This window comes from Capillimicrobium parvum, from assembly GCF_021172045.1.
Lineage (GTDB): Bacteria > Actinomycetota > Thermoleophilia > Solirubrobacterales > Solirubrobacteraceae > Capillimicrobium > Capillimicrobium parvum.
The window spans coordinates 169,419-181,098 of record NZ_CP087164.1 but is presented as its reverse complement, the minus strand read 5'-3'; the positions used below and the strand labels follow the sequence as shown (position 1 = coordinate 181,098).

Below are 11,680 nucleotides of genomic sequence, written 5' to 3'. Positions count from 1 at the left end.
CGGCTCAGCTCGCCGCGTCGACGCCGGTCGAACCCGTGCCGGCGGCGGGTACCACGCCGCCCACGCCGGTCGATCCCGTGCCGGCAGCGGGTACCACGCCGCCCACGCCGGTCGATCCCGCGCCGGCAGCGGGTACCACGCCGCCCACGCCGCCCGGCGCCACGTCGACCGGCCACGGGAGCAGGCCCTCGATGCGCGCCTTGATCAGGTGCACCTCCGTGCGGAAGGCGTGGTAGGTCCGCGCCCACGACTCCGGCGTCTGGCGCGCGCCGCGCCACACGACGAGCGTCACGACGCTGCAGCCGGGATCGCGGCCAAGGTCCTCGCCCGGCACGATGCGCGCCTGCACCAGGCCGACGAGCTCGTCCGGCGATCCGCCGGCGTAGTAGTCGACGAGCCGCAGGCGCGGATCGGACTCGAGGCGGACGTAGAGGCGCTGGCCGTCGAACAGCGAGACCCCGCTGACGATGCCGCCGCCCTCGTCGCGGCGGTCCCAGCTGCCGAGCGCCCATGTCGTCTGGGCCATGCCGTCGGCCATGAAGGCGAAGGCCGCGTCGGCCGAAGCCGCAACCTCGATGCTGGCGATGTGCGCGTTGGGATCGTCTGCGGGCATCGACGTAGTCTATAGTCCACCCCGCTGCTATGCCGACTAATTCAGAGCCGATGAGCTCGCAAGCCGAGTGCGTGGGCTTCGTCGGGCTCGGCGAGATGGGCCTGCCGATGGCCGCGCACCTGGTCGCCGGCGGCTTCGGCGTCGTGGCCTACGACGCCCTCGCCGCCCGCCGGGGCGACGCCGCGGAGCGCGGCATCGGCTGGGCGGCGAGCGCCGCCGCCGTCACCGCCGAGGCGACCCGGACGGTCGTCGTCATGGTGCGCACGCTCGCGCAGGTCGAGTCGGCGGTCTTCGGGGAGGACGGATGCCTCGCTGCCGGGCGCGAGCCGATCGACCTGCTGATCATGTCGACGGTCGATCCGGGGGCGATGCGCTCGATCGCCCGCCGCGCGGCCGAGCGCGGCGCCACCGTCGTCGATGCGCCGGTCAGCGGCGGGCGCAAGGGCGCCGAGGCCGCGACGCTGGCGATCATGGCCTCCGGCCCGGCGGGCGCGCTCGACCGCGCCGAGCCGGTCCTGAACCTGGTCGGCGAGCACGTCGCCCGCGTCGGCGACGAGGCCGGGCACGGGCAGGCGGTCAAGCTCGCCAACCAGGCGATGATGGCCGCGGCGATGGCCGGCACGGTCGAGGGCCTGCAGATCGCCGAGCGCTACGGCGTCGACGCGCAGACGATGCTCGACGTCGTCGCGCACGGGACCGGCGGCGGCTGGGTCGTTCGCAACTGGGACTGGATGCGCTCCCTGTGGGAGGACTACGAGCCCGGCAACGCGCTCGACGTCCTCGACAAGGACATGCGCGCGCTGCTCGAGGTCGCCGGCGCCGAGTGGATGCCGCTGCCCGTGGCGGCCGCGTCGTTCCAGCGGCTCGTGGCGCACTGGTCCTCGTATGACGCGGTCCGCCGCGGACGGCGCGATCGAGCGTCGAGTTCCTCAGCCTCAGGCTGAGGAAGTCGACACCCGATGGGGTGCGGGGCCTACTGCGCGGCGGCCAGCTCGGCGGCCCGCTTCTCCGGGTCCTTGTAGACGATGAAGCGCTGCTCGGCCACGTCGCCGTGGTCCTTGACGCCGTACTCGCAGTCGAGCACGGGCCACCCCCACTCGCGCGGGTTCAGGTGCATCCACACCGCCGAGTGCACGTCGTAGTACGGGAAGCCCTCGAAGCCGAACGTCCACGGGTGGGCCTTCTCCGTGACGCCGTACCGGCGGTGGCCGTCGGGGTGGCCGTTGCTGCCCGCCACCTTGCCCTCGATGAGCATGCGCTCGCCGCTCGTGCCGCGGTGCACCTCGATGACCCAGCGCTCGTCGTCCTCGATCACCGAGAAGTCGTAGCGGTGGGAGTGCAGGAACGCGATGAACGTCCGGGCGAAGGCCTCGACGTCGCCGGACGCCCTGAACGCGTCGAAGAACGGCCTCCAGCACGTCTCCCCCGCGTAGCGCCAGGCGTCCTCGACCGCGTCCTCGCCGAGGCGCTCGGCGATGAACGTCAGCAGCGCGGACGCGAGGTCGCCCATCATGTCGTGGATCGGGACGGCCTCGGCGAGGACGTTGTCGACCTCGGCGAGCGCCGTCTCCGTGTCCCCCGCCCGGATCGCCGCGCGCAACCGGTCCGGCGCCGCCTCGGTGAGCGGATGGCGCTCGCTGCGCGCGCTCATCAGACGGCCGCTCCCGCCGCCGTGGTGGCCTCGCGCAGGCGCGGCATGATGTCGCGGGCGAACAGCGACTGGGTCTTCATCGACTGCCAGCGCTGCGTGCCGCCGAAGTGGGAGATCGTCAACAGCTCCTCGAAGCGGAACTCGTCCCACAGCTCGAGCAGCTGGTCGCCGACCTTCTCCGGCGTGCCGACGAACACGATCCCCAGATCGACGAGCTGCTCGAAGGACAGCTTCTCGGTATCGGGGAAGTCGTCGGCCGCGTAGAACGCGTAGCCGGCGTCGATCAGCTTCTGCTTCTCCTGCGGCGAGGTGCGCGCCAGCGAGTGGATCGGCGAGACGTTGAACTTGATGAAGTTCAGCACCGACTCGCGGGCCTCCTCCATCGCGCGATCCTCGTCCTCGTCGAGGTAGATCGCCTTGATCCAGCTGAGGAACGGCTTCGTGCCCTGCTCCTCGCAGAGCTGGCGGTAGAGCTTGGCGGGCTCGCGGAAGACCGACGTCGGCGCTGGGCCGCCGAGCGCGACGCCGTACTCCCTCTCGGCCGCGCGCTGGAACCACTTCGCGCTCGTGCCGACCTGGAAGATCTTCGGGTGCGGCTTCTGGATCGGCTTGGGCACGACCGACAGCTGGTCGGCGGTGTAGTACTTGCCGTCGTAGTCGAAGCGGTCGTTCGTCCACGCCAGCTCGAGGATGTCCAGGCACTCCTTGTAGCGCTCGACGTTCTCCTCCAGCACGATGTTCGCCGGCTCCTGCAGCCAGGCGTGGCCGCGACCGACGCCGACCTCGAAGCGGCCGTCGAGCAGGATGTCGGCCGTCGCCAGCTCGCCCGCCAGCACGAACGGGTTGTGCAGCGGCAGCGTGTGGCACATCGCCCGGAACGTCAGGTTGCGCGTCCGCTGCGCCAGGGTCGTGAACAGCGGCAGCGGCGCGGGCATGATCGCGAACTGCTCGAACCAGTCGTGCTCGAGGCACGTGAACACCTCGAACCCGAGCCGGTCAGACTGCTCGCCGATCGCGATGACGTCCCAGATCAGCTCGGCGTGATCGCCGCCCGGTGGGCACTGGAACTCCACGTAGCTGCCGAAGCGCAAAGACTGGTCCACGAGCGTCTCCTCAACGGTCGGAATGCGGGTGCGACGTCATCCTCGCCGCCGGCGCCGGGAGCCCGCCGGCGTTGTTCGGCATGTCCGAAGATGCCTCCTATTCTGCATACCACCGTGCTTGCATGCAAAACATGAGCGATTCCACGTCTCGTCCGGCCTGTGGCGTGCTCGGGGCCGGCTCGATCGGCGCCGGCCTCGCGCGCCGCCTGGCCGCCCGCGGCCATGAGGTGTGGGCGTACGACCTCGACGCCGCCCGGGTGGCGCAGCTGGCACCGGCCGGGGTGAGCACCGCCGGTAGCGCCCGCGAGCTCGCGCAGCGCGCCGACGTCATCCTGCTCGCGCTCCCCGACACGCCGCACATCCTCGGCGCCCTCGACGGCGACGACGGCCTGGAGGCCGGTCTGCGGGCGGGCCACGCCGTGCTCGTCACCAGCACGGTCGATCCGGCGACGCCGCGGGCGCTGGCGCAGCGACTCGCCCCGCTCGGCGTGGACGTGCTCGACACGCCGATCAGCGGCGGACCGGTCGCGGCCGAGGCCGGGACGCTCGCCATCATGGTCGGTGCAGCGCCGGCCGCGTTCGACCGCCTGCGCCCGCTGCTCGAGTCGCTCGGCGCGCACGTCGTGCACGTCGGCGGCGTGGGCGACGGCGAGGTCGCCAAGCTCGTCAACAACCTGATGGGCTCGGTGATCGCCATCGGGATCGCGGAGGGGCTGGCTCTCGCGGCGAAGTCCGGCGTCGACGTCGACCGCGTCATCGAGGCCGTCTCCGGCGGCAGCGGCGGCAGCTGGATCCTCAGCGAGTGGATCCCGCGAACCGTGCTCGCCGACCGCGGCGCGACGCACTTCGCGGTCGACCTGATGGTCAAGGACATGGGCCTCGTGCGCCGGCTGGCCGAGGCCGAGGGGGTCCCGCTGGCCGCGGGCGCGCTGGCCGAGCGCCTGTTCACCGAGCTGCGCGATGCCGGCCACGGCGGCTCGGACTTCTCGATCCTCGCCGCGGTGCAGGCGCAGGCGGCCGGGGCCGACCTGCCCGAGCGCGGCTCGGGCTAGGAGCGTCCCACGCGCCCGCGGATGCGCCGCGCCGCGGCGCCCAGGCCGCCGTCGCCGGCGATGAGGCGCCGCGCGACCATCCGTCCCGACGCGGCGTTGAGCCCCGGGCCGGGATGCGTGCTCGCCCCGATCTGCCAGAGCCCGTCGACGGGCGTCCGGTGCGACCCGTATCCGGGCAGCGGCCGCCAGGGCAGGGCCTGGTCGAGGTGCGCGGCGCCGGCGTACGGATCGCCGCCCTGCAGGTTGACGTTGCGCCGCTCGATGTCGACCGGCGTGAGGATCGCCCGCCCGAGCACGGCGCCCGGCAGGTTCGGGGCGTGCTCGGCGATCCGCGCGAGGACGCGGTCGGCGTAGGCGCCGGCGAGCTCGGGCGTCCACCCTCCGGCGGTGTCGAGCTCGCCCGCGGCGTCGGCGACCGGCGCGTAGGGGACCTCCTGCAGCTGGATCCACAGGATGGCCTGCCCCTCGGGCGCCCGCGATGGATCGACGGTGCAGGGCTGGCCGCAGACGACCGTCGGCCGGGCCGGCAGCTGGCCGGCGGCCGCCTGCGCGCAGGCGAGGTCGACCGCCGCGGGGCCGTCGGCGACGTGGACGACCGCCGCGGTGTCGAGCCGGCTGTCGCGCCAGCGCAGCGGCTCGGAGAGCGCGACGTGGACCTGCATCGCGCCGCGACCGAAGCGGAAGCGGCGCGCCTCCTCGGCGGCCGGCGCGGCCGGGGCATCCGCGCCCGCCGCCGCCAGGTGGCCGGCCAGCAGGCGCCCGTAGAGCTGCGGCGGCGTCACGCTCGCCACCACCGCGCGCCGGGCCTCGACGAGCTCGCCGGCCGCGACGACGCCCGTCGCGCGCCCGCCGGCGACCCGGATCTCCTCGGCGTCGACGCCGGTGCGCACGGCGCCGCCATGGTCGGCGACGAGCCGCTCCAGCGCGGTGACGAAGCGCTCGGAGCCGCCCTCGACGACCGGCATGCCGCCGGCGTGCAGGCCGCCGGCCAGGGCCACGAGCTGCAGTGCGCCGCCCGCCGCCGACGGCTCGAGGCCGGTGTGCAGCACCCACGGCGCGTAGAGCAGGCCCGGCTCGGGCCCGGTGAAGGTCGACTCGAGCCAGCCGCGCGCGCTCTGCACGGAGAACGCGGCCGCGGCGAGCGACCCGCGCGCGCCGAGGCGGCGCCCGAGCGCCAGCAGGCGGCCCGCGGTGCGCGGCGCGTGCAGCTCGCTGGACAGCAGCTCGCCGATGACGTCGGCGATGGCGCCGAAGCGGCCGAGCTCGGCGAGGAAGGCCGCGGCGTCGGCGGCGTTGAAGCCCTCGACCGTGCGCTGGGGGTCGCGCGCGGCGACGACCGCGTGCCCGTCGCCGTACGCGACGCCGGTCGGCACGTCGGTGTTGACGTAGCGCAGCCCGCGCTGCTCGAGCTCCGGGCCGAGCTCGGCGTAGGCGGCCGAGCCCATGAACAGCGGATGCCACGAGGAGAACGTGTCGTGGCGGAACCCGGGGAGCGTGAGCTCCTCGGTCGTCACGGCGCCGCCGGCGCGCTCGGCGCGCTCGAGCACCTCGACGCTCCAGCCCGCGCGCGCCAGGTACGCCGCGGCGACCAGCCCGTTGTGGCCGGAGCCGATCACGACGGCATCGACGACCCGATTCATTCTGCACCCCACTTCGCTGCCATGCCGCGCAAGCTTGCCAGATGAGCACCGCGGAGCCGAGCTCGGCCGGTGCGGGTCGGTTGCCGGCCCTGGACGAAGCCGGCAACCGACCTCGAGGGAACCTCGGTCAGGCGTTCGCCGGGACCTTCGCCGGCTCCAGCTTGAACTCGTAGTCGAACGTGAAGCTGCCGTCGTCCTGCCGCTCGGGCTTGACGACCAGATCGTCCTTGACCGCGCCCGCGACGTCGTTGTCGAGGTACTCGGTCGAGTCGAAGAAGATCTGGGTGATCAGCGGCTCGTAGCCCTCGGCGCTGACGATGAGGTGCACGTGCGCCGGGCGCCACGGGCTCCAGCCGGCCGACGCGCAGAGCGCGCCGCAGGGGCCGCCCAGCGGGATCGTGTACGGACCCGGCAGCACCGTGCGGACCTCGTAGCGGCCGTCCTCGCCCGTGATGACCTTGCCGCGCAGGATGCCCTCGGGCAGCGACGGCTCGAAGCCGGAGTAGAAGCCGGCGGCGTCGGCCTGCCAGACGTCGAGCTCGGCGCCGGCGATCGGCTGGCCGTGCGTGTCGACGACCTCGCCGGTGATGAGGAGCGGGTCGCCGACCTCGTCCTCGCGGCGCGGCAGCTCGTACGGCGCCTCCAGCACGGGTGCGCCGGGCAGGTGGTACGGCCCGAGGATCGTGCCCTGCGAGCCCTCGCGCGCCCGGTTGGCGTTCTGCTCGACGGCGAACTCGACGAAGACGTCGAGGAACAGCGGCCACTCGCCGGCCTCGCCGACGTCGATCAACCACTGCTTCGCGGCCTGGAACTCGGGATAGGTGACGTCGTGCTCGACGATCGCCTCATGGATGCGCTTGAGGATGTCGCCGACGATGAGGTCGGTGCGGTTGGTGCTCATGACCCTCTCTCCTTCTCCCGGTTCTCCGGGGCGTTCGGTCCTTCTGCGATCGCGGACGGATGGCCGGCCAGGGCCGTCACGCGGATGTCCATGTAGGGAAACAGCGGCAGGCCGCTGAGGAGGTCGTGCAGCTCGTCGACCGAGCCGACGTCGAAGATGCTCACGTTCGCGTAGCGCCCGGCCACCCGCCAGATGTGGCGCCAGCGTCCGTCGCGCTGCAACTCCTGCGAGTAGGCCTTCTCGCGCGCCTTGATCTCGTCGGCCTCGCCGGCCGGCATGTCGGCGGGGAGGCGGACCTCCATCTCGGCCATGAAGAGCATCAGCGGTCCTCCCGGTAGCGGTGCAGCGCGTCCTCGTCGACATCCGCACCGAGCCCGGGCCCGGCGGGCACCGCGACGCGGCCGTCGCGCACGACCGGCAGGCCCGCGAGGAGGTCGCCGGACAGGTCGAGGAAGTTCGTCACCTCGGCCGGCCGCACCGCGGTCTCGGCGTGGGCGGCGGCGAAGGCCACCGAGGCGAGCGCGCCGAGGCGGCCCTCGTACTGGCTGCCGACGTGGATGGGCACGCCGCGGCCGAGGCACAGCCCGAGGATCCGGCGCGACTCCGTGAAGCCGGTCCGGGCGGTCTTCAGGCTGATCGCGCGGACCTCGCCGCCGTCGATGGCGCGCTCGACGTGGTCGAGGCTGATCGCGCTCTCGTCGCCGACGAGCGGCACGCTCCAGCGCTCCGTCAGGCGGCGGCGGCCGGCGTGGTCCTCGACGGCGATCGGCTCCTCGATGGCGCTGACGCCGAGCTCGACGAGCGCGTCGCCGGCGCGCTGCGCGTCGGGCAGCGACCAGCCCCGGTTGGCGTCGACGTAGAGGGCGGCGGCGGGCAGCGCCTCCCGCACGGCGCGCACCGCGGCGACGTCGACGTCCGGCTCGCGGCCGACCTTCACCTTGAACGTGGTCACGCCGAGCTCCGCGTGGACGGCGAGCGCCTCCTCCGCCATCGCGGCCGGCTCGTCGAAGGACAGCATGTGGGCGGCGGGGACGTCCGGCGCGAAGCCGCCCAGCAGCCGGCTGCAGGACACGCCGAGCAGCCGGCCGACGGCGTCCCACGCGGCGAGGTCGATGCTCGCGCGGGCGACCTGGTTGCCGGCGATGGTCGCGCAGCGGGCATGGATCTGCTCGACGGCGAGCGGGTCGAGCCCGACGACGCGCGGCGCGAGCACGTCGCGCACGAGCGAGACGATCGACGCCTGCGTCTCGCCGTACGTGTACGGGCGCGGCTGGGCCTCGGCGCTGCCGACGACGCCGGCGTCGGTGTGCACGCGCACGAGCACGTTGTCCGCCGTGTCGACCTGGCCGGACGCGAAGCGCGCCGGGCGCCGGTAGGGCACGGCGAAGGGGATCGCCTCGACGGCGGTGATCCGCACGGCGCCCATGGCGCCGGCGAGGTCCAGGCCGGCGGTGACGGCGGGCTCGGTCAGGCTCACATGACGGACGTTATGTCGCACGAAGACGCCCAACAAGACCAATACCTGCATGATTGATAGCCTCTGCCTCCGAATCCGATAGCGGCCAGGAGGCCGGTCCCATCGAGCTACGCCAACTGCGGGCGTTCGTCGCGGTCGCCGAGGAGCGTCACTTCGGCCGCGCCGCCGAGCGCCTGCACATCGCCCAGCCCCCGCTGTCGCAGACGATCCGTCGGCTCGAGGCCGAGCTCGGCGCGCCGTTGCTGTACCGGACCACGCGCCGGGTGGACCTCGCCCCGGCCGGCGAGGTGCTGCTCGCCCGGGCCAAGGCGATCCTCGCGGCGGTCGAGCGGGCCGAGGATGACGCGCGGCGCGCCGCGCGGGGCGAGTACGGGCGCCTGTCGATCGGCTTCACGGGCTCCGCGACGTACTCGCTGCTGCCGTCGCTGGCGACGACCCTGCGCGCGCACCTGCCGGGCGTCGAGCTCGAGCTGCACGGCGAGATGCTCACCCCCGCGCAGGTCGCCGGCCTGCTCGACGGCACGCTGCATCTGGCGCTGCTGCGCCCGCCCGTCGACGAGCCCGAGCTCAACCTGGCCACGATCCGGCGCGAGTCGCTCGTCGCCGTCCTGCCCCGCGCGCACCGGCTCGCGGCGGCGGACAGCATCGCGCTCGAGGAGCTCGCCGGCGAGCGGTTCGTGACCTATCCGTCCTACCCCCGGTCCGTGCTGCGCCAGGCGGTCGAGTCGATGTGCGCCGCGCACGGCTTCCGGCCGCGCAGCGCGCTCGAGGCGGCGGAGACCGCGACGCTCGTCTCGTTCGTCGCCGCCGGGTACGGCGTCTCGCTCGTCCCCGAGTCGGTGACGCAGATGACGGTCGCCGGGGCCGTCTACCGGCCGCTGCGCGACGAGGACCATCAGGTCGAGCTCGCCGTCGCCTGGCGAGGCGACGGGACGACGCCGCTCGTCGCCCGCGCCCTGCACATCGTGCGCCGCGAGCTGACGACGGTGTAGCGCCTCAGACCAGCACGACCACGACGAAGCCCGCCACCGCGGCGGCCAGCGTCGCCATCACGAGGATCAGTAGGACGAGGTTGAAGACGCCGAACGCCGACAGCTTCTCACCGGTCGATCTCCAGTGCGCCTCGGCGACGCCGTCCGGGGGATGGCGCTCGTGGAGCCTGTGGCGGCCACGCGCGAGCGCCGCGTCGGCGGCCAGGCCCCGCGGCACGATGCGACCCTCGGCGCGGCAGTAGATCGCCCCGTCGTGCAGCACCGTCGCCTCCTGGCCGCACGCGGGGCACGGGACATGCTCCATGGCGCCGCGGGCCGTCTACGAGGCGGGTTTCTCGTCGTGCCCGCCGAACTCCGAGCGCATCGCCGACATGACCTTGTTGGCGAACTCGTCGCAGTCGCGCGAGCTGAAGCGCGAGAACAGCGCGCTCGTCAGGACGGGCGCCGGGACGCCCTCCTCGACCGCGGCGATCGCCGTCCAGCGGCCCTCGCCCGAGTCCGACACGCGGCCCGAGAACTGGTCGAGCTGCGGCGAGGACGCGAGTGCCGCCGCGGTGAGGTCCAGCAGCCACGAGCCGACGACGCTGCCGCGGCGCCAGACCTCGGCCACGGAGGCGATGTCGATGTCGTAGCGGTAGGCGTCGGGATCGCGCAGCGGCGCGGTCTCGGCGTCGTCGGCCTGCTTCGCGTTGCCGGCGTTCGCGCCGCGCAGGATGTTCAGGCCCTCCGCGTAGGCGGCCATGAGGCCGTACTCGATGCCGTTGTGGACCATCTTCACGAAGTGCCCGGCGCCGGGCGGGCCGCAGTGCAGCCAGCCCGCCTCGCCCGGCTGGGGATCGCCGTCGCGGCCCGGCGTGCGCGGCGCCGCGTCGATCCCCGGGGCGAGTGCCTCGAAGATCGGCTGCAGGCGCCCGACCGCCGCGTCGTCGCCGCCGACCATGAGCGAGTAGCCGCGGTCGAGTCCCCAGACGCCGCCGCTCGTGCCGCAGTCGACGTAGTGCAGCCCCTGCTCGCCGACCTCCTTGGACCGGCGCTGGTCGTCGCGGTAGGACGAGTTGCCGCCGTCGATGATCGTGTCGTCCTTCGACAGCAGCGGCGCGAGGTCGGCGACCGTGCCGTCCACGAACGCGGCGGGCACCATGAGCCAGACGGAGCGCGGCGCGTCCAGCTTGTCGACCATGTCCTGCAGGGAGCTCGCACCCGTGGCGCCTTCCCCGGCGAGCCGCTTCACCGAGTCCGGATCGACGTCGTAGACGACGCACTCGTGGCCCGCGCGCATCAGCCGCCGGACCATGTTCGCCCCCATCCGTCCCAGTCCGACCATCCCCAGCTGCATGCCTCAGTCCCCTCGTGCTCTGCGCTCGCGTACGGGTCCGGCGCAAGCTACCGCGCGGCGCGCCGCGGCGCAGCGCGGCGCTGATCGCGCGCGCCGGGTAGGACGAAGCCGGCGCGGCGCAGCGCCGCGCGGCCGGCGTCAGAGCGCAGCCGGACCAGGAACGCCTGCGCCGCCGCGCTGCGAGCGCCGTCGCGGCGGACCGCGCAGGCGAGGTAGCGCACGGGCGGCTGCGCGCCTTCGGGCAGCGCGATCGTCCGCGTCCGGCCGCGCGAGGCGAGTCCGTCGGTCCGGTAGACGAACCCGGCGTCGGCCGACCCCAGCGCGACCTTGGCGACGATGCCCGCGACGTCCTTCTCCTGGCTGACGGCGTTGTCGCGCAGCACGTCATCGCGGCCGAGGGCGGCCAGCAGACGGCGGGTGTAGTCGCCGACGGGCACGCCCGCCGCGCCGACGGCGAGCCGATGCCCGCCCCGGCCGAGATCCCCGAGCGACGTCACGGCCCCGCGGCCCTCGCGCGGCACGATGAGCACGAGCCGGTTCGTCGCGAACGCGACCGGCCGCTCGCAGCGGCCCTCGGCGAAGAGCGCCTCCGCCTGCGTCGGGGCGGCGGAGGCGAACGCGTCCGCGGGCGCGCCGCGCTCGATCTGCAGCTGCAGGGTGTCCGAGCCGCCGAAGCTGAAGCGCGCGGCGGGATCGATCTCGGGCAGCACGTCGCGCAGCGACGACGCCGCGTAGACGGTGGCCGACGCGCCAGGACCGCCCCGATCGCCGCCCTGCGAGTCCGAGCCGCAGCCGGCCGCCGCGAGCGCGACGGCGGCGAGCAGCGTGGCGAGAGCTCGGGAGCCGACCATGGCTGCGCAGTGTCGCAGCGGCCCCCGCCCGGGGCTGCGCAGTGTCGCAACGGCCCCCGCCGGG

General features: G+C 74.0%; 13 protein-coding genes. 3 read left to right on the top strand and 10 right to left on the bottom strand.

Annotated features, from left to right (window positions below; genetic code table 11):
* Positions 1-4: 4 nt before the first annotated feature.
* Positions 5-613: a hypothetical protein gene (locus DSM104329_RS00900; RefSeq protein WP_259313508.1), complete on the bottom strand. Its 609-nt coding sequence runs from the start codon at positions 611-613 to the stop codon at positions 5-7.
* A 50-nt stretch (positions 614-663) separates the two neighbouring features.
* Here DSM104329_RS00900 and DSM104329_RS00895 point away from each other — a divergent pair, with 50 nt between their 5' ends.
* Entirely contained in the window at positions 664-1,557 is an 894-nt protein-coding gene (locus DSM104329_RS00895) for an NAD(P)-dependent oxidoreductase (protein ID WP_259313507.1), read from the top strand.
* A gap of 29 nt (positions 1,558-1,586) precedes the next feature.
* Here DSM104329_RS00895 and DSM104329_RS00890 read toward each other — a convergent pair whose 3' ends face one another.
* Both DSM104329_RS00890 and DSM104329_RS00885 read right to left on the bottom strand, forming a co-directional pair.
* Positions 1,587-2,264 carry a hypothetical protein gene (locus DSM104329_RS00890; RefSeq protein WP_259313506.1) on the bottom strand — a complete coding sequence of 226 codons (678 nt, stop codon included), beginning with the start codon at positions 2,262-2,264 and terminating at the stop codon, positions 1,587-1,589.
* Positions 2,264-3,367, bottom strand: coding sequence for an LLM class flavin-dependent oxidoreductase (locus DSM104329_RS00885; protein ID WP_259313505.1), 1,104 nt, complete (start codon positions 3,365-3,367; stop codon positions 2,264-2,266). Before DSM104329_RS00885 ends, DSM104329_RS00890 begins: the two co-directional genes overlap by 1 nt.
* Before the next feature lie 131 nt (positions 3,368-3,498).
* Between DSM104329_RS00885 and DSM104329_RS00880 the strand changes: the two genes are divergently transcribed.
* Positions 3,499-4,419, top strand: a complete 921-nt coding sequence (locus DSM104329_RS00880) for an NAD(P)-dependent oxidoreductase (RefSeq protein WP_259313504.1) — start codon at positions 3,499-3,501, stop codon at positions 4,417-4,419.
* On the opposite strand, the gene DSM104329_RS00875 is transcribed toward DSM104329_RS00880, so the two are convergent.
* The 4 genes from DSM104329_RS00875 to DSM104329_RS00860 form a co-directional block, all read right to left on the bottom strand.
* A complete protein-coding gene (locus tag DSM104329_RS00875; protein WP_259313503.1) occupies positions 4,416-6,059 on the bottom strand; it encodes a phytoene desaturase family protein in 1,644 nt (547 codons plus the stop codon). The genes DSM104329_RS00880 and DSM104329_RS00875 overlap by 4 nt on opposite strands.
* Positions 6,060-6,186: 127 nt before the next feature.
* Positions 6,187-6,960 (bottom strand): dioxygenase family protein, encoded by a 774-nt coding sequence (locus DSM104329_RS00870; RefSeq protein ID WP_259313502.1) that lies wholly within the window; start codon positions 6,958-6,960, stop codon positions 6,187-6,189.
* Positions 6,957-7,280 (bottom strand): muconolactone Delta-isomerase, encoded by a 324-nt coding sequence (gene catC, locus DSM104329_RS00865; protein ID WP_259313501.1) that lies wholly within the window; start codon positions 7,278-7,280, stop codon positions 6,957-6,959. The genes DSM104329_RS00870 and catC overlap by 4 nt, the downstream gene beginning before the upstream one ends.
* Positions 7,280-8,437 carry a mandelate racemase/muconate lactonizing enzyme family protein gene (locus DSM104329_RS00860; protein WP_259313500.1) on the bottom strand — a complete coding sequence of 386 codons (1,158 nt, stop codon included), beginning with the start codon at positions 8,435-8,437 and terminating at the stop codon, positions 7,280-7,282. Before DSM104329_RS00860 ends, catC begins: the two co-directional genes overlap by 1 nt.
* Before the next feature lie 53 nt (positions 8,438-8,490).
* Here DSM104329_RS00860 and DSM104329_RS00855 point away from each other — a divergent pair, with 53 nt between their 5' ends.
* Positions 8,491-9,429, top strand: a complete 939-nt coding sequence (locus DSM104329_RS00855; protein WP_259313499.1) for a LysR substrate-binding domain-containing protein — start codon at positions 8,491-8,493, stop codon at positions 9,427-9,429.
* A gap of 4 nt (positions 9,430-9,433) precedes the next feature.
* On the opposite strand, the gene DSM104329_RS00850 is transcribed toward DSM104329_RS00855, so the two are convergent.
* Genes DSM104329_RS00850 through modA form a run of 3 tightly spaced genes read right to left on the bottom strand, consistent with a single transcriptional unit; the run spans position 9,434 to position 11,616 of the window.
* Positions 9,434-9,733: a hypothetical protein gene (locus tag DSM104329_RS00850; protein ID WP_259313498.1), complete on the bottom strand. Its 300-nt coding sequence runs from the start codon at positions 9,731-9,733 to the stop codon at positions 9,434-9,436.
* Between the two features lie 15 nt (positions 9,734-9,748).
* Entirely contained in the window at positions 9,749-10,765 is a 1,017-nt protein-coding gene (gnd, locus tag DSM104329_RS00845) for a phosphogluconate dehydrogenase (NAD(+)-dependent, decarboxylating) (protein WP_259313497.1), read from the bottom strand.
* Positions 10,766-10,812: 47 nt separating this feature from the next.
* A complete protein-coding gene (gene modA, locus DSM104329_RS00840) occupies positions 10,813-11,616 on the bottom strand; it encodes a molybdate ABC transporter substrate-binding protein (protein ID WP_259313496.1) in 804 nt (267 codons plus the stop codon).
* Positions 11,617-11,680 lie beyond the last annotated feature (64 nt).